At 72.7% G+C, this 21,763-nt stretch carries 23 protein-coding genes and 1 pseudogene; 13 read left to right on the forward strand and 11 right to left on the reverse strand.

Annotated features, from left to right (window positions below; translation table 11 throughout):
- Nucleotides 1-90 precede the first annotated feature (90 nt).
- Together ABT245_RS11300 and ABT245_RS11305 are read left to right on the forward strand one after the other, a co-directional pair.
- A complete protein-coding gene (locus ABT245_RS11300; protein WP_351732099.1) occupies nt 91-1,503 on the forward strand; it encodes an oxygenase MpaB family protein in 1,413 nt (470 codons plus the stop codon).
- 151 nt (nt 1,504-1,654) lie between these two features.
- Nucleotides 1,655-2,002, forward strand: coding sequence for a DUF190 domain-containing protein (locus ABT245_RS11305; protein WP_351731735.1), 348 nt, complete (start codon nt 1,655-1,657; stop codon nt 2,000-2,002).
- Nucleotides 2,003-2,043: 41 nt separating this feature from the next.
- Here ABT245_RS11305 and ABT245_RS11310 read toward each other — a convergent pair whose 3' ends face one another.
- The 8 genes and pseudogenes from ABT245_RS11310 to ABT245_RS11345 form a co-directional block, all read right to left on the reverse strand.
- Nucleotides 2,044-2,397 carry a DUF190 domain-containing protein gene (locus ABT245_RS11310; RefSeq protein ID WP_351731738.1) on the reverse strand — a complete coding sequence of 118 codons (354 nt, stop codon included), beginning with the start codon at nt 2,395-2,397 and terminating at the stop codon, nt 2,044-2,046.
- Nucleotides 2,398-2,408: 11 nt separating this feature from the next.
- A complete protein-coding gene (locus tag ABT245_RS11315; RefSeq protein ID WP_351731741.1) occupies nt 2,409-2,840 on the reverse strand; it encodes a hypothetical protein in 432 nt (143 codons plus the stop codon).
- Between the two features lie 38 nt (nt 2,841-2,878).
- On the reverse strand, nt 2,879-4,066 hold the full coding sequence (locus tag ABT245_RS11320) for an SPFH domain-containing protein (RefSeq protein WP_351731743.1): 1,188 nt from the start codon (nt 4,064-4,066) through the stop codon (nt 2,879-2,881).
- Between the two features lie 59 nt (nt 4,067-4,125).
- A complete protein-coding gene (locus tag ABT245_RS11325; RefSeq protein WP_502982107.1) occupies nt 4,126-4,347 on the reverse strand; it encodes an NfeD C-terminal domain-containing protein in 222 nt (73 codons plus the stop codon).
- Between the two features lie 238 nt (nt 4,348-4,585).
- Nucleotides 4,586-4,749 (reverse strand): annotated as a pseudogene (locus tag ABT245_RS46035) (TetR/AcrR family transcriptional regulator); the annotation flags it as partial.
- Between the two features lie 200 nt (nt 4,750-4,949).
- Nucleotides 4,950-5,720: a hypothetical protein gene (locus ABT245_RS11335; protein WP_351731750.1), complete on the reverse strand. Its 771-nt coding sequence runs from the start codon at nt 5,718-5,720 to the stop codon at nt 4,950-4,952.
- Nucleotides 5,707-7,299, reverse strand: coding sequence for a vWA domain-containing protein (locus ABT245_RS11340; RefSeq protein ID WP_351731753.1), 1,593 nt, complete (start codon nt 7,297-7,299; stop codon nt 5,707-5,709). Before ABT245_RS11340 ends, ABT245_RS11335 begins: the two co-directional genes overlap by 14 nt.
- 23 nt (nt 7,300-7,322) lie before the next feature.
- Complete coding sequence (locus tag ABT245_RS11345; RefSeq protein WP_351731755.1) at nt 7,323-8,573, reverse strand: hypothetical protein; 1,251 nt, start codon at nt 8,571-8,573, stop codon at nt 7,323-7,325.
- A 741-nt stretch (nt 8,574-9,314) separates the two neighbouring features.
- On the opposite strand from ABT245_RS11345, the gene ABT245_RS11350 reads away from it, so the two are divergent.
- Nucleotides 9,315-9,899: a TMEM165/GDT1 family protein gene (locus tag ABT245_RS11350; protein ID WP_351731757.1), complete on the forward strand. Its 585-nt coding sequence runs from the start codon at nt 9,315-9,317 to the stop codon at nt 9,897-9,899.
- Between the two features lie 60 nt (nt 9,900-9,959).
- Here ABT245_RS11350 and ABT245_RS11355 read toward each other — a convergent pair whose 3' ends face one another.
- Complete coding sequence (locus tag ABT245_RS11355) at nt 9,960-11,975, reverse strand: heavy metal translocating P-type ATPase (RefSeq protein ID WP_351731760.1); 2,016 nt, start codon at nt 11,973-11,975, stop codon at nt 9,960-9,962.
- Between the two features lie 127 nt (nt 11,976-12,102).
- On the opposite strand from ABT245_RS11355, the gene ABT245_RS11360 reads away from it, so the two are divergent.
- Nucleotides 12,103-12,543 carry an ArsR/SmtB family transcription factor gene (locus tag ABT245_RS11360; protein ID WP_351731762.1) on the forward strand — a complete coding sequence of 147 codons (441 nt, stop codon included), beginning with the start codon at nt 12,103-12,105 and terminating at the stop codon, nt 12,541-12,543.
- A 45-nt stretch (nt 12,544-12,588) separates the two neighbouring features.
- Here ABT245_RS11360 and ABT245_RS11365 read toward each other — a convergent pair whose 3' ends face one another.
- Nucleotides 12,589-13,557: a phosphotransferase family protein gene (locus tag ABT245_RS11365; protein ID WP_351732102.1), complete on the reverse strand. Its 969-nt coding sequence runs from the start codon at nt 13,555-13,557 to the stop codon at nt 12,589-12,591.
- Nucleotides 13,558-13,594: 37 nt separating this feature from the next.
- Here ABT245_RS11365 and ABT245_RS11370 point away from each other — a divergent pair, with 37 nt between their 5' ends.
- From ABT245_RS11370 to ABT245_RS11385, 4 genes are all read left to right on the forward strand, one after another.
- Entirely contained in the window at nt 13,595-14,020 is a 426-nt protein-coding gene (locus tag ABT245_RS11370; RefSeq protein WP_351731765.1) for a hypothetical protein, read from the forward strand.
- Between the two features lie 270 nt (nt 14,021-14,290).
- Nucleotides 14,291-14,428 carry a hypothetical protein gene (locus tag ABT245_RS11375; RefSeq protein ID WP_351731767.1) on the forward strand — a complete coding sequence of 46 codons (138 nt, stop codon included), beginning with the start codon at nt 14,291-14,293 and terminating at the stop codon, nt 14,426-14,428.
- A gap of 87 nt (nt 14,429-14,515) precedes the next feature.
- A complete protein-coding gene (locus ABT245_RS11380; RefSeq protein ID WP_502982108.1) occupies nt 14,516-15,322 on the forward strand; it encodes an SDR family NAD(P)-dependent oxidoreductase in 807 nt (268 codons plus the stop codon).
- Nucleotides 15,323-15,450: 128 nt separating this feature from the next.
- The gene (locus ABT245_RS11385; protein ID WP_351731770.1) at nt 15,451-16,281 is read left to right on the forward strand and encodes a polysaccharide deacetylase family protein; all 831 of its coding nucleotides are present in this window, start codon (nt 15,451-15,453) and stop codon (nt 16,279-16,281) included.
- A 331-nt stretch (nt 16,282-16,612) separates the two neighbouring features.
- On the opposite strand, the gene ABT245_RS11390 is transcribed toward ABT245_RS11385, so the two are convergent.
- A complete protein-coding gene (locus tag ABT245_RS11390; protein ID WP_351732106.1) occupies nt 16,613-17,680 on the reverse strand; it encodes an MGDG synthase family glycosyltransferase in 1,068 nt (355 codons plus the stop codon).
- A 338-nt stretch (nt 17,681-18,018) separates the two neighbouring features.
- On the opposite strand from ABT245_RS11390, the gene ABT245_RS11395 reads away from it, so the two are divergent.
- The 5 genes from ABT245_RS11395 (at nt 18,019) to ABT245_RS11415 (ending at nt 21,673) form a co-directional block, all read left to right on the forward strand.
- Nucleotides 18,019-18,927, forward strand: a complete 909-nt coding sequence (locus tag ABT245_RS11395) for a DMT family transporter (protein WP_351731773.1) — start codon at nt 18,019-18,021, stop codon at nt 18,925-18,927.
- 126 nt (nt 18,928-19,053) lie between these two features.
- A complete protein-coding gene (locus tag ABT245_RS11400; protein ID WP_351731776.1) occupies nt 19,054-19,209 on the forward strand; it encodes a DUF6131 family protein in 156 nt (51 codons plus the stop codon).
- A gap of 301 nt (nt 19,210-19,510) precedes the next feature.
- Nucleotides 19,511-20,608, forward strand: coding sequence for a Dyp-type peroxidase (locus ABT245_RS11405; RefSeq protein WP_351731778.1), 1,098 nt, complete (start codon nt 19,511-19,513; stop codon nt 20,606-20,608).
- Nucleotides 20,609-20,627: 19 nt separating this feature from the next.
- The gene (locus tag ABT245_RS11410) at nt 20,628-21,464 is read left to right on the forward strand and encodes a family 1 encapsulin nanocompartment shell protein (protein ID WP_351731781.1); all 837 of its coding nucleotides are present in this window, start codon (nt 20,628-20,630) and stop codon (nt 21,462-21,464) included.
- Nucleotides 21,461-21,673, forward strand: coding sequence for a hypothetical protein (locus tag ABT245_RS11415; protein WP_351731784.1), 213 nt, complete (start codon nt 21,461-21,463; stop codon nt 21,671-21,673). Before ABT245_RS11410 ends, ABT245_RS11415 begins: the two co-directional genes overlap by 4 nt.
- The last annotated feature ends 90 nt before the right edge of the window (nt 21,674-21,763 follow it).

Genomic DNA, 21,763 nt, shown 5'->3' on the forward strand with positions numbered 1-21,763 from the left:
GATTTTGGCCACCCCGAGCACACCGACACCGACACCGGCTCGGCCGGCGGCGCTCCCCGACGGCCCGCCGGCGAGGCGGGCACGGGGCCCGTGTTCGGCCCCGGCTCGCACTTCCACGACCTGCGCAACGACCCGCGCTGGGCACTGGCCCTGATCCGGGCGACCGTACTGGAGGCCGCCCACCCGCAGATCGGCGCTGCCCTGATCGACAACTCGACGTTCGTGGCCCACCCTTGGCGGCGGCTGCGCAACACCCTCGTGAGCCTGCACCGCATGTTCGGCGCCGACGATCACACCCGGCACCGGGAGGCGGCGCGGCTCAATCGACTGCACGCACGGCTGAGCGGCACCGACGCACAGCACCGGCCGTACGACGCGCTGGACCCCGGGGTGCGCGCCTGGGTGGTGGCCACCCTGTTCGACAGCGCCGTCACCATGTGCCGGCTGAGCGGACAGCCCCTCGAACAGACCGCCATGGAGCGCCTGTACGCCGAATTCCAGGCGTTCCTCGCCACCTTGGGAGACCAGGCCGGTCATCTGCCGCACACCCTCCATGAGTTCTGGCCGTACTTCGACCGCATGGTCGAGGAGGAACTGGAGAACACGGAGGCCATGCGCATCATCCTCTACAAGCTCTTCGACCGGCTGCCGGCGCCGCCCCTGCTGAACGGTCTGCCCACGCTGTGGGCGGCCGGCCGCACCCTCGCGGGACCCGTCGTCGGAGCGATCACCGTGGCCTCCCTGCCGGAACCCTTCCGGCGGCGCGCCGGTCTGCCCGAGATCCCCGGTGCCCAGACGCTGATGCAGAGCGCCTACCTGGCCGCCGGCCTGGCCCGCTTCCTGCCCGGCGGCTGGATCCGGGCCGAAGGCATCGCCGACCTGCTGGCCCTCTCACCCGACAGCGACGACCCACGGGCGAGGACGATCACCGCGCTGCACGATCGGATCAGGCGGGCCGGGGCCCTGATCCGGCTCATCAGCCCGCTGCCCGCGCCACCGCCGGACCCCACGGGCGAGACCGACGTACGGCGGGGCGCCGAGGAGTTCTTCCGGGCCGTACTGGACCAGACCGGCGACGGCTGGCTGGACTGGCCCGACCTCGCCGCCATGGCCCGGGAACTGGCCGGCCGCCTCGACCTGGACGAGCCCGAGGAGACCAGGCTCTACCACGCCTACGCCGACTGGTGGCGGGAACTCCAGTCGGCCCTCGACACGGACGGCGACGGACGCGTCAGCGCGCAGGAGTACGCCATGGCAGTCCCCTCCCTGGCCGGACCGGCGCTGATCAAGGTCGCCGAGGTCCTTTTCGACGTCACCGACAAGGACGGCGACGAGCGCATCGACGCCGACGAGTACCGTGCCCTGTTCCGCACCGCGTTCCGCCGTGACACGGACGGCGGCGAGGGAGGTTACGGCCGGGTCGCGTTCGTCAAGGACTTCCTGTCGTTCATGGCGGGCCGCCGGCGCTCGACGCCGTACGACCCCCTGCTCGCCGACGCGTGATCCCCTCCTCGGGGCGCACAGCTCCCGGAACACCCACCCCCACCTCGGTGCTCCCTTCGCAGCCGATCGTGCTCTCCTCGACCCCGCCGGCCCGGCACGGCCCGTAGGGTGGAGACATGTCCCGGTGCCCGGCGACGAGAGGACCGCGATCATGCCACTGCGTGGACGCGCACTGCGCCTGACGGTCATCGTCGACGACACCGACACCTGGCATCACAAGCCCCTGTTCACGGAGATCGTGCATCGTGCCCATGCCTTCGGGATGGCCGGGGCGACGGTCTTCCGGGGTGTGGAGGGTTTCGGGGCGACATCGGTCGTGCACACGACGCGACTGCTGTCCATGGCCGACGACCTGCCGACGGCCGTCGTCATCGTCGACGAGGAGGACCGCGTCCGAGCCTTCCTCTCCCAGCTCGGGGAACTGCCCTTCAGCGGACTGATCACTCTGCAGGAGGTCGAGGTCGTCCACTACAAGGGCCAAGGGGCCACGGCCACTTGAGGCACTGAGGGCGCGGCGGTGACCGCCGGCGGCCGGCCGCGTCAGGGGTGTGCCCGTGTCGTGTCCCGTGCGGGGCAGTGCATGACGTCGACATGTTCGACGATCACCAGCCCGCCGTCGACCAGCTCGCGCAGGGTCGGAAGGAAGCTGCGCACCCGTTCCTCCTCGTCCACGATCACGATCGCCAGCGGTACGTCCTGCTTGAGGGACAGCAGCCGGAAGCCGTGGATCACCGAGGACGCCCCGAACCCCTCGATCCCGCGGAGCACCGTCGCGCCGGCCAGCCCGGCCTCATGCGCGCGGTGCACGATCTCCGCGGACAGCGGTTTGTGGTGCCAGGTGTCGCATTCCTCGATGAACACCGTCAGCTGCAAGGCCGGTCGCATCGGCGTCATGACGTCCTCCGCTACCGTGCGCCGCGGTGGATCCAGTGTGCCCGGCGCTGGAGCCGGGCCACCGGCGGGCCGGCCGGGGCGCTGTCCGCGGCGGGAGGCCCGGCGGCCGGTGGCGGCCGCGACGGGGAGGCCGGGGGCGGCGGGGTGTCCTCGGGCGGGTGAAGGCCCTCGGTGGAGTACCGCGTACTGGCGATGCTGTCCACGATCTGCTGCTCGGTGAAGTTCTCCGAACCGGGCACATGGGGGACGAACCCGATGAGTACGCCGTCGCTGACGATCTCCGCGTCCAGCCCCGATGCGCCGTCCATGTCCCACAGCGCCTCGATGCCCTCGTCCAGGACGACCCTGATCCCGAACTCGTAGACACCCGCCTCCACGAGATGGGCCATCACCTCCCGGGCCCGCAGCGCCGCCACCACACGCCTGGCACGATCCGCATCCATGACAGCTGTCCTCCTTCGTGTCCAGGCCCCTGGCGGGTTCAGGTCTGCTCCCGCTCGGCCCGTACCGGCTGTCCGCCGGCGGGCGAGGGAGTCGAACGCCGCAGCGTGTCGAGGATGGCCAGCCCCTGCGCCACCACTCCGGCCGCCACCTGGTTGATGCCGTCGGTGCCGTTGAGGACGGTGAGATCCGCTCCGGACATTCCGCGGGCCGCCGCCTCGGCGAGGGCGGGCAGATTCTCCACGACCCGGTTGGCCGCGATGAGTTCCTGGTTGCCGTCACGGAGCGAGGTGGCCCGCGCCGTGTTGGCGTCGGCCTGGGCCTGGGCGATGGCCCGCTCGGCATAGGCGGTCCCGTCTGCCTCGAACTTGGCCCGGTCGCGGCCCGCCTCGGCCAGCGCCCGCTGCCGGTAGGCCTCCGCGTCCGCCGGGCGCCGTACCTCCGCCTCCAGCCGCTGGGCCGCAAGACCGGCCTGGCGCTGGGCCAGCGCGGTCTGTTCCTCGATGACCTCCTGGGACGCCTTGGCCTGGGCGAGGGGGCCCGCCTGCGCGGCGCGGGCGTTGGACTGCTCGGTCTGGGCGGTGAACCCCGCCCGCTTGATCGCGGTGTCCCGTTCGTACTCGGCCTTGAGCGCGGCGGCCTGCTGCTCCCGCTCGGCCGCCTCCTGATCGGCCTTGGCCTGCGCTATCCGGGCCTGGCTCGCCACCGCGGCGGCGTGCGGCGCGGCGAGGTTGTCGATATATCCGGTGTCGTCCTCGATCTCCTGGATCTGGAGGGCGTCCACGACGATGCCGAGCTTCTCCATCTCGCCGTGGCTGCCCGCCACCACTTCCTGGGAGACCCGGCTGCGTTCGCGGATGATCTGCTCCACCGTGAGCCCGCCGACGATGGACCGCAGATGCCCCGCGAAGATCCGGCCCACCAACTCCTCCATATGCTGCTGCTCCGACAGGAACCGGCGGGCGGCATTGGCGATCGACACCGCGTCGTCACCCACCTTGAACACGCACACGGCCCGCACCTTGAGCCGGATTCCCTGCTGGGTCACGCAGTCCTCGGCGATCTCCGCCTCCCGCAGCGCCAGCGACAGCATCCGGGCCTTCTGCTTGACGGGCAGCACAAAACTGCCGTGACCGGTGACGATCCGAAACTGGGTTTCCTCGGCCCGCCGTTTGGAGCCGGAGATGAGCATGGCCTCATTGGGAGCGGGAACGTGCCAGAAAAACATGAGGGACCACCTCGCGTCCTGCAAGGACCGGGAAGACGCTTCCCGTGGGGGAAGGCGCTTCAGGACGGCAGCGGCTCGACGATCACCGAGCGTGCCGAGACGGAGTCGACCACGATCACGCGGGCGTCCTTGGCGACCGGCGCCGCGGACCAGGCCGCGTAGGCTTCCGAGCCGCCCCGGACGGCCACGAGGACTTCCCCGGGACCATTCTGTGGGATCGCCACCGTCACTTTCCCCAGTGCCCCCACAGGACTCTGCGAAGAGTCGTCGGCTGCGCGCATACGCCCTCTTGACACACGGATACGGAAGGTCACCTCAAGGGGGCTCCGGGCGGCCGACGCACGAGGACCGCTCGCGCCCGCTCACTCCTTCGGAGAACATCAAGCCGGTGGGACATCGGCGAAGACGCTCCCGGCGTCCGGACACCGGCCGTCTTCGCACCTCCCACGCTACTCCGCCTCGCGTGCCTCGGCGCCTTGCGCCCGCCCGCGGCCGCGGGCGCTCAGCCGCCGGCCATGGGCGCGCGCTCTCGCGCAGCAGGTCGCGCCGCCGCTCGTGCACGTCCTCGGGTTCCCCGGCGGTCGCCGCGTAGACGTCGCTGACCAGAGATGGCCGCCGGGGCGGCGCTCCAGCCGGGACCAGGTGGCCGGCCGGAGAAGGCCGGGGCGGCGGAGGTACTCGTCGCCGTCCGGGTGGACTACTGCGGCGTCTGCCACTTTGATCCGCACGCCCTGCGCGACCACGACGGCACGGAGGGGTCCGACCTGGACCGAGCGGCCGGACGCGCGGCTTTGGGCGGGCGTGACCGCGGGCCCCAGGGCGTGTTTCGAAGGTCCCGTCTAGCTAGCCCTCCGGGCGGACGACGCTACTGTCGAAACACGCTCTAGCGGAAGATGGCGATCGCGTCCAGGGTGACCTCGCGCAGCTCCGGGTTCCAGCCCGTGGTCTTGCCCAGGCAGCGGGCCTGGAACTCGCCCTCGTACATCGTGTCGATCTGCAGTCCCGCGGCGGACAGCGGGACCCGCAGCTGCGCGGGCCGCTCGCCGCCGCCGTAGCGGGCCCGCAGAACGTAGCCGCCGTCGGGCCGCGGCTGGGCCGTGAAGCGGCCCTGGACCGAGACGAACTCCTTGATGTCGCTGAGCGCCACCCGGTCCGCGTCCGCCGTGCGGCCATGGGCGGCCGACAACTCGCGGGTGAGTGCCCGGTTCAGGGTGAGGGAACCGGAGCGCAGATCGACGCGGACGACGGCGTCCTCCCGGTCGAACACCGACAGCAGCACCCCCACCGTCGACAACGGCGTGTGCCGCTGCACGTAACTGGTGAACGTCTCCTGGCTGGTGCCCCGGTCCGCCTTCAGCACGAAGGGCATCAGCTTGGTCCAGAACCCGGCGCTCGCCGTGACGTTGCGGCGTTCCTCGACCACCCGCTCCAACGCCGCGGTGTAGTTGCCGAGTTCGTCGAGGTTCTTGACGGACTGCTCGTGCAGATAGACACAGATGCTCGGGCCCGGGTGCTCCTTGCGGGGGCCGGTGAGCCCCCTGCGCGCGAGCGCCAGAAGCAGCACGAACAGGCCGAGCACGCCCGCCGCGGCCACCAGCCAGACGACCATCCACGCCCACCACGCGCCCCACCAGGCGCCGTTAACCACAGCCACGGATCTCCTTGAATGCCTCGGGGAGGGACGAGCCGTCGGCGTCCACCACGCGCCCGCCGGTCGCCGCCGCCACACGCCGCAGCGGGCCGGCGTCCGCCTCGCCGAGACGGACGGGGTAGGTACGGACCCGGCGGGCCGCCGGCTCCAGCGCCCGGTACCGCCGTACGAACTGGTCATAGGTGAGGCCGGCGTTGTTCTCGCCGTCCGTCATCAGCACGATCGACACGGACTGGCGGGGGGCTTCGCGGAGGGCCGCCGCAGCCGTGCGGTACCCGTGGTCGAGCGCCGACCACAGGGCGGTGTCGCCGTCGTACTCGTCACGGGCGATGAAGGCCTGGAGATTGCGGAGGTCGTCCGGGCCGCGCACGGTGACGGTCCGCTCGCCCAGGACACCGCCGCCGAAACGCACCACGGTCAGTCGTTCGCCCTCGTAGAACCGGGCGAACTTGCCCGTCCGCGAGGAGTCCGCCCCGCTGAGACCGGCGAACGCGGCACGCAGCGCCGCGGCCCGCTCGCCGCGCATCGAACCGGAGAAGTCCAGCAGGAAGACGACCCGGTCCCCGGCGGGACGCCGAGGATCGCCGTAGTCGGCGACGAGCCGTTCCACGACGGCGAGGTCGTCGGGGAAGTACAGCGCGTTGGCCAGCGGGGCGCTCAGTTCGGGCGTGCGGCGCACCGACGGGCTGACCGGGCGCCGCAGCGTCCGGTGCATGATCTCCCGCTGGTGGCTCTCCCGGGTCAGCCAGTCCACCACCCGGTCGTAGGCGGCGCGGCGGCCGTCGTCCAGCAGGAGCAGCGGGTAGTCCGAGAGCACGGTGCCGTCGGCCGGGTAGACGATGTCCAGGGGCTGGGAGAGCCGGCCCGACTTGTTCAGCGCCAGTAGCTCGGACTCGTAGGTGATCAGCGCGTTGGCCCGCTGCCCGTCCTTCACGAAGGCGTCGATCAGCTCCCGTGAGGTGTCGGCGGTGAGGGTCTGCCCGGAGCGGAAGCCGCGCAGCCGGTCGCATGAGACGTCCTCGGGGCGCAGCGCGCTCCCGGTGCCCGCGGCGGCCGTGGCGACCCCGACGAGGGCGACGAGACCGCTGCCCGAGTGCCGGGGGTCGACCATGCCGAAGCGTACGGTGCCGGTGGCGGCGGCGTCCGCGATGTCCGCCCAGGACAGGCGACCGCCGGGGACCTGCTCCCGGAGCCGCTGTGCGAGGTCGCGGGTCACCCCGATGACCACGGGCGAGCGCATGACGGGGGTGCTCAGGGGCACGGCGGCGCCGGACCCGCCCTTCTTCTTGAGCTTCAACCGGAGCGAGCGGTCGGAGGAGAGCCAGGCCAGGTCGTAGCCGTGGCCCCCGTCGACCAGCAGATCGTCGGCGTCGTTCGCGGCCCGGTAGTCGAGGTCGAGACGCACTCCGGTGTCGTGCTCCAGGTCGTCCAGGACCGGCCGCATGTCGGCGAGTTCGGGACTGGCCAGCACGTGCAGCGTGGTCGTGTCGTCGCCGCCGGACGAGCAGGCGGTGAGCGCGCTCCACGCGGCGACGAGCACCAGGCACAGCGCGAGGATGCCGGTCTGTGTCCGTCGTTTCACCTGAGGTCCTTGAGCGTCGGTCATCACGAGGAGCCCTCGGCCGGCGGCGTCGCACCGTCGGACCCGGCGCCCGCCGGGCCGGTGGGGTCGCACTCGCCGACGGTCTCGATCATGCGCTCCAGCAGACCGAGGTCGGGCAGTACGGCTCTGGTGTCGTCGGTGGAGGAGGCCGGGGCCGGGATGTGGTGGTCCTTCAGGAACTGGGTGAGGCGTACGCTCGTGAAGCTGCTGTCGGCGTCGCGCAGCCTGAACCCCAGTTCCATGGCCCGTTTCTGGAGCGCCGGGTCGTCGGAGATGAGCCTGCCGAGCCGGTCCCCGTCGTCGCTGAGCGCGATGAGCTTGGGTTCGGTGATGAAGCGCGTGGAGGGATACAGCAGTACGCGCTCGTCGTCCACCGCTCCCGTCATGGCCCGGTGCTGGATCTGGTAGGCCAGGAACTGGTGCTCGTAGATGACGGCGATGGGGGCGATGCTCTTGCCCTCGGGGGAGATGTACGTCTGGTTCTTCTCGAACGACGGCATGCCCTGGGCGATGAGCACGGGCTTGATCCGCCGGGCCAGCTTGTCGGCCTCCGCGTCGGTCTTCGGGATGTCGTTGCCGTTCTCCACGAACGCCACGAGGCCCAGATAGGTGCCCGCGGAGTTGGATTCGCAGATGTCGGAGGTCTGCGCCAGCACCTTGTTGCCGTTGTGCAGCCCGTACCGGCCCAGACCTATGTCGTCCCACCGCTTGCCCTTGCCGCCGTCGGCCTGGGCGAGGTCGATGAAACGGCGCATGTCGAGCCGGTAGTAGAGCGGCTGGTCGCCGTCCGCCGCGGCGTCCTGCTGCGGCCTGGCGACCCCCTCGGCCTCCAGCGTCCGCGCGTACTCGCGGTAGGTGGCGAGCACTATGGGGCTGGAGAACGGCCCGTAGGTGGTGGCCGGGTGACCCGCCCTCGCCCGTTCCTGCGTGATCAGGTCGGCGGCCGGCTGCCCGGAGGGGAAGACGACGTCGTAGCCCTCGTAGCTCTGCGTGGCGATCCCCCGCGACCCCATGCGGGTGATGTGCATGCGGAAGCCGTGCTGGAGCAGCAGCCGCTCCACCTCGGGATCCTCGAAGAACTCCGACTTGGAGGCCATCTTGGCCTCGATGGTCACGATCCGCTGGAACGGGAGCGCCGCATGCCCGAAGACCAGCACCAGGACGAAGCACAGGGCGGGGACGAGCGCCACCGTGAGCGGCAGGGGCCGACGCAGCCGCGCTGGCCAGGACCGCTCCGGTCCTCGGACCGTCAACCTGGGTTCCGTTAAACCGGGTTCCTCGGCTCGGACTTCATTCGTGGACACCAGCACCCCCCGTGACGGTGTTGGATCGTGAACCCATGAGACGACGCTCGAACGTCCGGCGACTGAATCCCCCGCGAACGAGGTGCCAAGAGATGGTGCAGTAGAGGTCGCCGGTGGCGCTTTCTGTGCCAGGCCCGAACGTGCGGCGCTTACCGTGAACGCCGCCCGCCGGGGCGCGACGGGTTGCCCCAGGTGCCGGGACTCGGCCCAGCGGGGGATGGCGGCGGCCGTGACGGCCGGCACGAACAGCGGGGCCACGCCCGGAGCGCCGACCGTACGGGTCCGGGCCTGCGCCTTTACCTGCCACCGTCGATCACCGGCATGCCACCGCCGCAGGGGCGACGGACACGACGGGCATCACGGCCGTCGGCCGGACGGCCGTGTCCCTGCGGCGTGAGGCGTACCACCCGGCACCGGCTTTACCCCGGCCGCGCCGATTGCTTAGGCTGGGGGCGGCGAAGGGGAGTAGTCCCGCAACACCGCTGGTCGACACACTGGACGTCTTCACGGGCGTCCCGGCCAGCGGGCCGGCCCGAGGTGACGGGTCGGTGGACGAGACCTTCGGCCACGGCACAACACGGCCCGCACACACGTGGGGGCCGCGTCATCGTGCCGGGCCGCAAGGGTCCCCCCGTCACCTGTGTGGGTGCCGTTCGAGCCTTCGGCCCGGCCCCAGGAGAAAGCACCAGGATGACTCTCGACCCCCTGGCGATCATCACCGCCTTCGGGCTGATTTTCCTCGCCGAACTTCCCGACAAGACCATGTTCGCGTCACTGGCCATGGGCACCCGCATGCGCCCGCTGTACGTGTGGTTCGGGACCTCCACGGCCTTTGTCGTCCATGTCGCGCTCGCCGTCGGGGCCGGCAGTCTGCTCAGCCTGCTGCCGGCGACGGCGGTCAAGCTCGTCTCCGCCGCCCTGTTCGCTTTCGGAGCCGTCATGCTGCTGCGCGCAGGGGGCGACGACGAGGACGGCGAGGACGGCTCCAGGACCGTCACCGGTTTCTGGCCCGTCTACACCACCGCCTTCATGGCCGTCTTCATCAGCGAGTGGGGAGACCTCACCCAGATCACCACCGCCAACCTCGCGGCCACCAACGGCTGGCTCCCCACCGCCATCGGCTCGGCCGCCGCCCTGATGTCGGTGTCCGCGCTCGCCCTGCTCGCGGGCCGCTTCATCGCCAAGCGGGTACCGCTGAAGACGGTGCAGCGCATCGGCGGTGTCTGCATGGCCGGCCTGGCGATCTGGACACTCGTCGAAGCCTTCGCCGGCTGACCACCCGGCCCGTCGTCGATGCCCGACGGGCACCGACGACGGGCCGGGCCGCCAGGCGTGTCACCCCGCCGCGGGGGTCCGGGCGGCCTGCCCACCGCCCGGGACGGCCGCCCGTCGCCAGGCCGCCTCGCGCAGCAGCCGCAGCCCGTTGAGCCCGACGATGACGGTGGAGCCCTCGTGACCGGCGACACCGAGCGGCAGGGGCAGGTCGCCCGCCAGATCCCAGACGACGAGGCCGGCGATGAACACCGCGGCGATCACGAGGTTCTGGACGACGAGCGCGCGAGCCCGGCGGGACAGGGAGATCACCGCGGGCACCGCGGCGAGTTCGTCGCGGACGACGACCGCGTCGGCGGTCTCCAGCGCCAGATCCGAACCCGCCCGGCCCATGGCGACGCCGGTGTGGGCGGCGGCCAGCGCCGGGGCGTCGTTGACGCCGTCCCCGACGACCATCACCCTGCGCCCGGCCGCCGCCAGCTCCCTGACCGCGCTCACCTTGTCCTCGGGCAGCAGTCCGGCGCGTACGTCCTCGACGCCGACCTCCGCGGCCAGACGCGCCGCCGCGCGCGGGTTGTCGCCGGTCAGCAGCACGGGCGCGGCCCCGGTGCCCGATGTCAGGGACGCGACGGTCGCGAGGGCGTCGGGGCGCAGCCGGTCGGCGACAGCGAGCAGACCGACGGGCGTACCGTCCACCGTGACCAGCACAGCGGTCCGGCCGCCGTCCTCCAGCTCGGCCGCGAGGTCCGCCGCCGCCGGGTCGGCGTGATCGGCATCGGCGAGCAGCCGGGCGGGCGCCCCCACCGCGACCCGGCGCGCCTCGACGGTGGCTCTGACGCCGACACCGGGCGTCGAGTCGAAGCCCTCCGCGTCCGGAAGGCCGAGTCCCCGCTCCCGTGCCGCGGCCACCACGGCGCGGGCCAGCGGGTGCTCGCTGGGGTGCTCGGCCGCGGCGGCGAGCCGCAGCAGCCCGGCCGCGTCGAGACCGGAGCCGGCCAGCGGCCGGACGTCGGTCACCCGCGGGGTGCCCTCGGTCAGCGTGCCCGTCTTGTCGAGCGCGACCGCGTCGACCTCGCCGAGCCGCTCCATCACGACCGCGGACTTGACCAGCACACCGTGCCGTCCGGCGTTGGCGATGGCCGAGAGCAGGGGCGGCATGGTCGCCAGGACGACGGCGCACGGCGACGCCACGATCATGAAGGTCATCGCCCGCAGCAGCGCGCCGGTCAACTCGGCGCCGAAGGCGAGCGGGACGAGGAAGACGGCCAGTGTGGCCGCGACCATCCCCAGCGAGTAGCGCTGCTCGACCTTCTCGATGAAGAGCTGCGTGGGCGCCTTGGTCTCGGACGCCTCCTCCACCATGCGCACGATCCGGGCGATCACACTGTCGGACGCGTCGCGCTCGACGCGCACCCGCAGGGCGCCGGTGCCGTTGAGGGTGCCGGCGAAGACCTCGTCGCCCCGCTCCTTGACCACGGGCAACGGCTCGCCGGTGATGGTCGCCTGGTCCACGTCACTGGCGCCGTCGAGCACACGGCCGTCCGCGCCGACGCGTTCACCGGGGCGTACGAGGACGGTGTCGCCGATGGACAGGTCCTCGACGGCGACGCTCTCCTCATCGCCGTCGGCGGCGATGCGGGCGGCCTTGGCGGGTGCCAGGTCCAGCAGCCCGCGCACGGAGTCGGCGGTGCGGGCGGTGGCCAGGGCCTCGAGCGCGCCCGAGGTGGCGAAGATGACGATCAGCAGCGCACCGTCCATGACCTGCCCGATCGCCGCGGCACCGAGAGCGGCGACGACCATCAGCAGGTCGACGTCGAGGGTCTTCTCGCGCAGCGCCCGCAGTCCCGCCCAGCCCGGTTCCCAGCCGCCCGCCGCATAGGTCAGGGCGTACAGGGGCGCCCAGGTCCAGGCCGGTGCGCCGGTCAGCTGCAACGGCAGCGCGACCAGGAACAGGGCCAGGGCCGCCGCTGCCCAGCGGGCCTCGGGCAGGGCGAGGACACGGGTACGCCGCTGCTGCCCGGCGGGGGCGCGGCCCGGCGAGGTCCGCTCCGCCGGGGCCGGGGCGAGGGTGGAGGTCATCGGGGGTCCTTCACACAGGCGTGACAGGTTCGCGCGCAGCCGGAATCCTGGCGCTCCCCACCACCGTACAGGAAAGAATGAAGACTCATTCATGCGTTCATGGTTCGTTCTCCGTACGATGATGCCCATGGGTCACGGAGCCGACAGAACCACGACCGCCACCGCGCGCGACCGCCTGGAGACGGTCGGCGCCGCCGATGTGGCCGCCACCCTCCAGGCGCTGGCCACCCCCTCGCGCCTGCGCATCCTGGCCCGCCTCCAGGAAGGCCCCTGCGCGGCCACGGAACTGGCCGACGCGGTCGGCATGGAACAGTCCGCCTGCTCCCACCAGTTGCGCCTGCTGCGCAACCTCGGCCTGGTCACCGGCGAACGCCGGGGCCGCTCGGTCATCTACGCGCTCTACGACAACCACGTCGCCGAACTCCTGGAACAGGCCCTCTACCACGTCGAACATCTACGCCTGGGGCTGCGCGACGCACCGGCCGGGGCGGACGCGGCAGTCGGGGCGGACGCGGCAGTCGGGGCGGACGCGGCGGCAGGGGCGCACACGGCGGCCGGGGCGCGCTGATCCCCGCCGCCGGCGGATCGGCCGACGGCGGGCACCGCCCGCCCTTCACACCAGTTCCAGTGCCTTCTTCAGGTTGTGCTCGGCGATGCCCGCCATGAACTCCCGGTCGGGGAAGTCGCCGTCGAGGAGCCGGAGCGGGCCCGCCGTCAGCGAGAGCCGCTGGGCCAGCGTGTAGAGGGCGAGCCGGCTCCCGTCCAGTCCGTCCGTCCCGAGCGGGGGACAGGCGTCGGCAAAGCGGATGCGCAGGAAGACGTGCTCCCACTCGACGTCGAAGTACATGAGGCCCTCGATGTCGATCAGCACGGGGTGGCCGTCCGTGTCCACCCGCACATGGTCGGGCCCGAGTTCGCCGTGCACGACGCGGTATTCCGCGCGCGGTCGCACCCCCGCGGCGAGGCCCCGCAGCCGCTCCTCCAGCCGGTCGCGGGCAGCCGTGATCCGGGGCTCACGCGACGCCGCCTCGGCGAGGTCGCGCAGCGCCCGGTCCAGGACGACGCCCTCGCACGACGTCCCGCGCGACCTGCCTCCCGCGTCGACCACGGCGACTTTCCCGTACCGGGGCGCGTGATGCGACCTCATCGCCGCCAGCGCATCCCCGAGCCGGGCCGTGACCGCGGCGGCCGCGCGCGGATCGCGGGCGAGCAGGTCCTCCAGGCTCTGGCCCGCGATGTCCTCGACGATCGCCAGGTCCGCCGGGCCGCGGTCGCCCGCCCGCTGGGCGAGCCGGAGCCGCGGGACTCGGACACCGAGCCCGTCCAGGCGCGCGTGCGCGGCCTCGAACAGGTGCAGCCCGAGACCGGGCGAGAACGGATCCGTCAGGTCGTCGTCGCCCTCGGCCGTCGGCCAGTAGTTCTCGTCGGCGTCCCACAGGTAGGCGATCGCCGTCGTCGCGTCGTCCATCACGAGGCGGTACACGCCCTTCTTGCTGCCGCCCGTCACCCGCTCGACCGTCGCCAACCGCCGCCCACCGCCCAGCGCGTCCCGCGCCGCCCCCGCCAACCGCTCCCGCGTCACCGCCGTGGGTACCACGTCTTCGAACCGCCTCTCCGTCGTGACAGTCTCGGCAATCTACGCGATCACCGGTGACCCGCGTCACCGGGGACCGACGCGATCGGCCGACGGGGGCGGCGTCGTTGCGCTGGGCGCCGCCGGGTGGGTCGGTGGCGTCGGCTGCCGAGCCGTCGCCGTCGGTCTGGGCGCCGGTGGGCGCGTCGCCGTCGGTCGTGTGGTGGTGGGCGTCTCCGTCGGGGACGGCCGCGTGGGTGTGGAGGTCGGGGTCGCCGGCGTGGTGCCGGATGTCTCCGGCTGGGGCGTGCGCGACGGCGGTGTCGGCAGGGGCGGGTTCCCCGAGGGAGACGGCGTCGGGCGGGGCGTGCCGCCGTGCGGCCCCGTCAGAAACCACACGCCGATGCCGCCACAGACGACCACGGCCGCGCCCGCCGCGATCCACGGGGCCTTCCGGGGTGGGCGTCGGTGACGGTTCATGGTTCTCACTGTCGATCCGGCCGTCGGGTACTACAAACGGGGCCGGCGGCGCCCCAGGGCCGTTTACGACGCCGCCGATTTGCGGTTGTCGCGCAGCGTCGTACCCTGCCCCGGACTCTCACCGGCCCATGGCGCCCGGTGCGGCCCGGCGTCGGCGGCCAGGGTCCGGCACCGCCACGGCACAACGGGTGTCCGTGTTCCTCTGCGTTGCTCCGTATTGCTCCGTATTGCTCCATTCGGCTTCGGCGAAGGCGGCGTTGCCGTGCTCGATCCATGGTGCGACGATCCGGAAAACCGGCCGCCGAAGCGGGCCGCGGCCGGTGCGGCAGCGGGTTTGAAACCCGCGAACCGTGGCTACCCCTCGATGGTCGTCGTCATCGTCGAAGGCACGCGTGCGTGAGGACCGACGGGGCTCAGCGGGCGCGCTTCAGGGGCGGCCCGCGGACTCCGGCGCCGTACGGAGGCCCGCCACGCGAAGGAGGTCAACTTGGGACGCGCCACGGTGGATCCGTACACGGGGCCGACCACCCGCGCATCGGGCACCGTACCCACGGCGGGCGTGGCGCTGGTCACGGGTGCCTCTTCCGGGATCGGGGCGGCCGTCGCACGCTCCCTGGCGACCGAGGGGTGGGACCTGCTGCTCACCGGACGTGACCGCGCCCGGCTGGACACGGTGGCGCGCGAGACGTCAGCCGTCGCGATTCCCTGTGACCTGGCCGCCGCCGACGGCCCCCGGCAACTGGCCCATCGGGCCTTCGGAAAGGCACAGGACATCGATCTGCTCGTCGCCGCGGCGGGAGTGGGCTGGGCCGGGCCGTTCGCCTCGATGCCGGCCGACGAAGTGGACCACGTGCTCACCGTGGACCTGGCGTCGGTGGTGCACCTGGTCCGGCAGATGCTGCCCCATATGACGGCGCGGCGCCAGGGCCGGCTCGTGCTGATCGGTTCCGTCGCGGGATGCGTCGGCGTGCGGGAGGAAGCGGTGTACTCCGCGGCGAAGGCGGGCCTCGGCGCCTTCGCGGACGCGTTGCGGTACGAGTTGAAGGGCACCGGTGTGCGGGTGACCCATCTCGTGCCCGGCGTGGTGGACACCCCGTTCTTCGCCCGGAGAGGGGTGCCCTACGTGCGTACCCGCCCGCGTCCGGTGCCGCCCGAGCAGGTGGCCGCCGCGGTCGTCACGGCGGTACGCCGGGACCAGCCCGAGGTGTTCGTGCCCCGCTGGCTGCGGGTGCCGATCGCGTTGCGCGCCCTGGTACCCACCACGTACCGGCGGCTGGCGGGCCGATTCGGTTGAAGGCACCACGGCGACCGCGAGGGGGCCGTGTTCGGGCCGGACGACCGCGCGGGGGCCGTGTTCGGGCCGGACGACCGCGCGGGAGCCGTGTTACGGGGGCCGTGTTCGGGCCGGACGACCGTACGGGGATGCGAAGGGAGACGGACGTGCCGGACGACATCCACTGGGGCCGGTTGGTCACCAGGGCTCTCGCCGTCCCGGCGCTCGTCGCCGCCGCCCACATCGGGCCGGCCGGAACCTGGCTGCCCGGTCCGCGGCGCGCCCTGCTGCCCGTGCTGGCGGGCACGGGCGCCCCGGACCATGTGGCGCTCACCTTCGACGACGGTCCCGATCCCCGTTCCACCCCCGCCTTCTTGGCCGCCCTCGACGAACTCGCGGTCCGCGCCACGTTCTTCGTGCTGGGCGAGCAGGTGCTGGGCCACGAGCGGCTGAGCCGGGACATCGTCCGGCGTGGTCATGAACTCGCCGTCCACGGCTGGACGCACAACCGCCCCTGGCGGCCCGCTCCGCGCCGGGAGACCCGACGGCTCGCACGAGCCGCGCACGCGGTGGCGCAGGTGTCCGGCACCGCCCCCATCTGGTACCGGCCGCCGTACGGCATCCTGACCGGCGACCGGCTGCTGGCCGCGCGCCGCACCGGACTGCGCCCCGTCCTGTGGACGGCCTGGGGCCGCGACTGGACCGGCGATGCCACCGCGCGGTCCGTAACCGCGACCGTGCTGGCCGACCTGCGGGGCGGGGGCACGGTGCTGCTGCACGACACCGACCGCCATGCGGCACCGGGGTGCTGGCGGGCGACGCTGGCCGCCCTGCCCGCACTGGTGGGGGCGTGCCGAGCGGCCGGCCTGTCGGTGGGCCCGCTCGGCGAGCACGGCGTGGTCAGCCCGGTGCGCACCCCCGATGCCGGGGCGGCGGGCGTCACGAGCAGATGGCCGGGCACCGGTGTCGGCTTCCGGTGATCCGGTACGGGGCGGGGGCGGGCCTGGACCGATCCGGTCGCCGCCGCGGTCCCGGGGTGGTGAGCCCGGTGGGCACCCCCGATGCCGGGGCGGTGGGCGTCACGAGCAGATGGCCGGGCACCGGTGTCGGCTTCCGGTGATCCGGTACGGGGCGGGGGCGGGCCTGGACCGGTCCGGTTGCCGCTGCGGTCCCGGGGTGGTGAGCCGGGTGCGTACGCCCGATGCCGGGGCGGTGGGCGTCACGAGCAGATGGCCGGGCACCGGTGTCGGCTTCCGGTGATCCGGTACGGGGCGGGGCGGGGCCGGTTCGGGCGCCGACGGGAGCATGGCGTCAGGTGTCGTCGTCGGATCCGCCCATCACCCCGCGGGCGGTCAGCCGCTCCAGCGGCCGGATGATGTCCCCCCGGACCAGACGGCGGCCGGGCGCCGAGGCGTCCGGGCCGAGGCGGTCCAGGGTCCGCACCAACTGCCAGGCGTCGTCCGCGTACTCGGTCAGACCGAGCGCCGCCATCCGGTGCACGCCCTCCGCGCCGTGGCCCGGAATGGGACGGTACCCGATCACCGGGACACCGACGGCCAGCGCTTCCAGCGCCGTCTGCCCCGCGGCGTTGTCGACCACGGCGGCACAGGCCGCGATCAGGCCCGGCATGTCCTCCACCCAGCCCATGGCGAGCGTCCCCGGCACCTTCGCAAGGGCGCGGCGCAGCCGCTCGTTGCGCCCGCACAGGGCGACCGGCAGATATCCGGCGCGGGACAGCAGCCGGGCCGTCGCGCCGAGCCGGCTTCCGACACCCCACGCCCCGGCGGACAGCAGCACGGGCGCGCGCCGCCCGGCCGCGTCGGCGAGCCGGCGCCGCCAGTACGACTCGCCCGCCGGGTGCGGGCGGAAGTGGTCCGGCAGCAGCGGACCGCACGCGGTGGCGGGCCGTCCCAGGCGCAGCCGTACGTCCTGGGCGATCTCCTCGGTGAGGCAGAGGTGGAGGTCGTTCCCCCGGTGCAGCCACTGCCGGTGCACGGCGAAGTCGGTGATCACCACCGCGCTGGGCACCGTGAGCCGTCCGCGGGCGCGCATCCGGCCGGTCAGCTGTGCGGCGAGATGGAAGACCGCGACGACCGCGTCGGCCCGACCGTCTGCCACCTCGGTGCGCAACCGGTCCTCGGCGAGCGCGGCAAGTGGAGTGCTGCCCGGCCGCGGGCCGTCGCCGGCACGGAAGAAGCTGGCGTAGATGCCCGCGTACACCAGAGGGGCGTAACGGATCGACGAGCGGTAGAAGCTGCGCAGCCCCGCTCCGATACGGGCGGGCAGCAGCTCCAGTACGTCCGTGTGCAGCGCCTCGTGTCCGGCCGCGCGCAGCCGCCGGGCCAGCTCGACCGCCACCGCGTCATGGCCCGCCCCCATGCTCGCGCTGACCACCAGCAGACGGCTCACAGCCGGCGCCGCACCGGTTCGGCGGCGCCCCGCCCGGGCACGGCGGTATGCGGCGGCGGGCAGGGATCCGGCGGGCACGGACACGTATGCGGCATGGTCACCTTGTATCGCACAGTGGGCCACAGGTATCCGTACGACCGGCCGCCAAACGGGGGCCGGTCGGTATCCACCCGTCGTGCGGAGCCACAGCGGGCAGGTTTATCGACGCGCACGGCGGTTACCACTGTGTTCGTGCCGCAGGCTTCCGCTCGCCCCTCGGCTGTGCGGTGGCCGCTCGTCGGGGCTTTCCGCGAACGACAGGCATCCGCATGAACGTGCTCACCGTCGTCACGGCCCTGCTGTCCGCGCTGTGCAACGCGGCGGCCTCCGTCCTGCAGCGCAGGGCCGCGGTCCAGCCGGACGAGGTCCGCGGCCGGGGCGCGAAGGCCGCCGTCGCCCGACTGGTGGGACTGCTGAGGCGTCCGTACTGGTGGGCCGGCGCGATGGCCATGCTGCTGTCCGCGGTCTTCCAGGTCATCGCCCTGGACGCCGGGGAACTGTCGGTCGTGCAGCCGCTGCTGGCCAGCGAGCTGCTGTTCACCCTGCTCATCGGGGCGGTGGTGTTCCGGCACTCGCCGGGGGGCCGGACCTGGCTCCCCTTCGTGATGCTCGCCGCCGGCCTGGCGGTCTTCCTGCTCAGCGCGTCCCCGTCCCAGGGCGGGGAACGGGCCGACGACTGGCGCTGGCTGCTGGTCGGCGGCGGGCTGGCGGGCTGTGTCGCCGTCCTGCTGGCGACGGCCCTGCGGTTGCGCGGCCCGCCGCAGGCCGCCACGCTCGGCGTCGCGACCGCCGCCTGCTTCGCGGTCACGGCCGCGCTCATCAAGGAGGTGACCGCGCGCTTCCCGGACGGACCCACCGCGGTCCTCACCACATGGCACACCTACGCCGCCGCCACCACCGGTCTGCTGAGCGTGCTGCTGCTCCAGTGGACGTTGCGGGCGGGCACCCTGGCCGTCTCCCAGCCGGCCCTGACCCTGGGGGACGCCCTGATCAGCGTCGCCCTCGGCGGCCTGCTGTTCGGGGAGCGCATCGCGCTGGGCTGGCGCCTGCTGCCCGAACTGGTGGGTGTCGCCCTCATGACGGCGGGCATCGTCGGACTGACCCGGTCGCCCGTGGTCAGCGGAGGCGGCACCTGGGACGAGGCGGCGTCGGAGTCGTCGGTGCCGCGACGCCGCTGACCGAGTGAGGGACGCCGTCCCGTTTGACCGGGCGAGGGACGCTGTCCCGTTTTGCCGCCGGTGGACGGGATATTCGGCGGTCATGAGGTCGATGAGGTTCGTACAACGAACCCCGAGGGAGTGACCATGATTGTTCTGGGGATCATTCTGCTGGTCGTGGGATTCCTCACCAGCCTGAACTTTCTGTGGACGATAGGAATCATCCTCCTGGTGATCGGGCTGATCCTGTGGATCCTCGGCGCCGTGGGACACGCGGTCGGAGGCCGTCGTCACTACTGGTGAGCACACCAGGGGCGCCGGGCCGGGGAGGCGCCGCCCCCGGCGTCGTGGTGCTCTCCCACGACGCCGGGGCGACCGCTCGCCGGCCGGGCAGGACCGTCTGTCCCAACCGGCCGGTGGCGGGGGCCGAGGCTGGGCCATACGGTGAAATGAGTGCCCCGGAAGCACCCGATCGGGTCAGTGCCTGCGCGCGAATTCCGGGCCGCCGCAGGCCGGAGCCGCTTCACGTACAGGTGCGCGTGTGTCTCCCCGTTCACGATCATCGCCGACCTCTGTCCGTGACCGTCAGGAAGGGGAGCCCTTGATGCCCGCGCACTCCCAACGGCCGGTGCCCCAGCCCGTGTTGTCGCCGCTGACGAGCGCGGCGATCTTCTTGGTCCTGACCGTCGACGAGGGCGGCGAGCCGGTCGTACGGGAGACGCTGTCGGACCTGACCGGGCTCCAGCGGGCGATCGGCTTCAGGGCGTCACAGGACGGGCGGCTCAGTGTGGTCGCGGGCATCGGCTCCACCGCCTGGGACCGGCTGTTCGCCGGCCCCCGCCCGGCCGAGCTGCACACCTTCCGCGCGTTGGCCGGCGCCCGGCACCACGCCGTCTCGACCCCGGGTGACCTGTTGTTCCACATTCGTGCGGCCCGGCTTGATCTGTGCTTCGCGCTGGCCGCCGAGATCATGGAACGGCTGCGCGGTGTGGTCACCACCCGCGACGAGGTCCATGGCTTCAAGTACTTCGATGTGCGTGATCTGCTCGGATTCGTCGACGGCACGGAGAACCCGACGGGCCCCGCCGCGGACGCGGCGGTCCTGATCGGTGACGAGGACCCGCCGTTCAGCGGCGGCAGCTATGTGATCGTGCAGAAGTATCTGCACGATCTCCAGGCGTGGAACGCCCTTCCGGTCGAGGCCCAGGAGTCGGTGATCGGGCGCCGGAAGCTGTCCGACATCGAACTGGACGACGCCGTCAAACCGGCCGACTCCCATGTGGCGCTGACCACGATCGAGGACCCGGACGGCACGAAGCACGAGATCCTGCGCGACAACATGCCCTTCGGCAGCGTGGGGGAGGGCGAGTTCGGCACCTACTTCATCGGCTACGCCCGCACCCCGGCGGTGACGGAGCGGATGCTTGAGCGCATGTTCCTGGGCGACCCGCCGGCCTCCCACGACCGGATCCTGGACTTCTCCACCCCGGTGACCGGGTCGCTGTTCCATGTCCCCACCAGTGACTTTCTCGACAACCTCCCCGATCCGCCGACCGCGGGCCGAGCGACGGAGACCGACAGCGCGGACGAAAACGACAGCGCGGACGACACCTTCGGCGCGGACGAGACCGAGGCCGTCACGGCGGCGCTTCCGCCGGCGGCCGCCGACGGCTCCCTCGGCATCGGTGATCTGAGGACGTGACAGGAGGCGAGCTTGCACGATGGACAATCTGCACCGGGAACTGGCACCCATCTCCGCCGCGGCCTGGGCCGATCTGGAGGACGAGGCACGGCGCACGTTCAAACGGCACATCGCGGCCCGCCGGATCGTCGACGTGCCCGAACCGGGCGGTACCGAACTTGCGGGTGTGGGCAGCGGCCACCTGGCGGACGTGGCGGCGCCGGCCGACGGGGTCACGGCGCGCGTACGCCGGTTCCAGCCCCTGGTAGAACTGCGGGTGCCGTTCACCGTCGACCGGCAGCAGGTCGACGACGTCGCGCGCGGCGCCAGGGACGCGGACTGGCAGCCGGTCAAGGACGCCGCTCGGAAGATCGCGTTCGCCGAGGACCGCGCCGTGTTCGAGGGCTATGCCGCGGCGGACATCACCGGACTGCGGCAGAGTTCGTCCGACACGGCCCTGGCCCTGCCCGCCGAGGTAGGCGCCTACCCGGACGTCGTCAGCAAGGCCCTGACGGCGCTGCGGCTCGCGGGCGTCGGCGGCCCGTACGCGCTGGCGCTGAGCGCCGAGGCGTACACCGCCGTCAGCGAGACCTCCGACTACGGCTACCCCGTCATCAAGCACATCGCCCGGGTCCTGGACGGCGATATCGTCTGGGCGCCCGCCATCGACGGCGCCTTCCTGCTGTCGAAACGCGGCGGGGACTTCGAACTGCGCATCGGCCAGGACCTGTCCATCGGCTACCTGTCGCACGACGACACGAGCATCCGGTTGTACTTCCAGGAGACGCTGACCTTCCTCGCGTACACCGGCGAGGCCGTCGTGCCCGTACGGGCGGAGCCATCGCCGGCCGGCCGGCCGCGGGAGGCGAGGCTGTGAAGGCCGCGATCGCCGGAACCGGCGCGGTCGGATCGGCCAGGGCCCGCCGCCTCGTCGAACTCGGCGGCGCCTGCCGGGAGGTCGCGCACGGCGGCACCGTCGATCTGTGCGGCCCGGCCGCGCTGTCGCGGGTGGCGGGCGAACGGCACGTCCGAGGGGCACGCGGAGTCGGACAACAGCGTCCGGGGCCTCTTCGCCGGGCCGGCTGAGCCGCCGCCGGCCCGCGGCAGCGCGGGGGCGCCCTGCCTTGCTGACGGGTGTCCGCGGTGGGTTCTCGACCGGGCGGTGCTCTGCCTCGC

The organism is Streptomyces sp. NPDC001508 (assembly GCF_040298665.1).
Taxonomy (GTDB): Bacteria; Actinomycetota; Actinomycetes; order Streptomycetales; family Streptomycetaceae; genus Streptomyces.

What these genes read in the sequence shown, in the direction of transcription:
- ABT245_RS11310 (WP_351731738.1), bottom strand. Translation starts at nt 2,397, where the DNA reads ATGACGCCGATGCGACCGGCCTTGCAGCTGACGGTGTTCATCGAGGAA.
- ABT245_RS11410 (WP_351731781.1), top strand. Translation starts at nt 20,628, where the DNA reads ATGGACAATCTGCACCGGGAACTGGCACCCATCTCCGCCGCGGCCTGG.
- ABT245_RS11390 (WP_351732106.1), bottom strand. Translation starts at nt 17,680, where the DNA reads ATGGGGGCGGGCCATGACGCGGTGGCGGTCGAGCTGGCCCGGCGGCTG.
- ABT245_RS11405 (WP_351731778.1), top strand. Translation starts at nt 19,511, where the DNA reads ATGCCCGCGCACTCCCAACGGCCGGTGCCCCAGCCCGTGTTGTCGCCG.
- ABT245_RS11305 (WP_351731735.1), top strand. Translation starts at nt 1,655, where the DNA reads ATGCCACTGCGTGGACGCGCACTGCGCCTGACGGTCATCGTCGACGAC.
- ABT245_RS11360 (WP_351731762.1), top strand. Translation starts at nt 12,103, where the DNA reads ATGGGTCACGGAGCCGACAGAACCACGACCGCCACCGCGCGCGACCGC.
- ABT245_RS11395 (WP_351731773.1), top strand. Translation starts at nt 18,019, where the DNA reads ATGAACGTGCTCACCGTCGTCACGGCCCTGCTGTCCGCGCTGTGCAAC.
- ABT245_RS11400 (WP_351731776.1), top strand. Translation starts at nt 19,054, where the DNA reads ATGATTGTTCTGGGGATCATTCTGCTGGTCGTGGGATTCCTCACCAGC.
- ABT245_RS11320 (WP_351731743.1), bottom strand. Translation starts at nt 4,066, where the DNA reads ATGTTTTTCTGGCACGTTCCCGCTCCCAATGAGGCCATGCTCATCTCC.
- ABT245_RS11385 (WP_351731770.1), top strand. Translation starts at nt 15,451, where the DNA reads ATGCGAAGGGAGACGGACGTGCCGGACGACATCCACTGGGGCCGGTTG.
- ABT245_RS11355 (WP_351731760.1), bottom strand. Translation starts at nt 11,975, where the DNA reads ATGACCTCCACCCTCGCCCCGGCCCCGGCGGAGCGGACCTCGCCGGGC.
- ABT245_RS11315 (WP_351731741.1), bottom strand. Translation starts at nt 2,840, where the DNA reads ATGGATGCGGATCGTGCCAGGCGTGTGGTGGCGGCGCTGCGGGCCCGG.
- ABT245_RS11350 (WP_351731757.1), top strand. Translation starts at nt 9,315, where the DNA reads ATGACTCTCGACCCCCTGGCGATCATCACCGCCTTCGGGCTGATTTTC.
- ABT245_RS11325 (WP_502982107.1), bottom strand. Translation starts at nt 4,347, where the DNA reads ATGCGCGCAGCCGACGACTCTTCGCAGAGTCCTGTGGGGGCACTGGGG.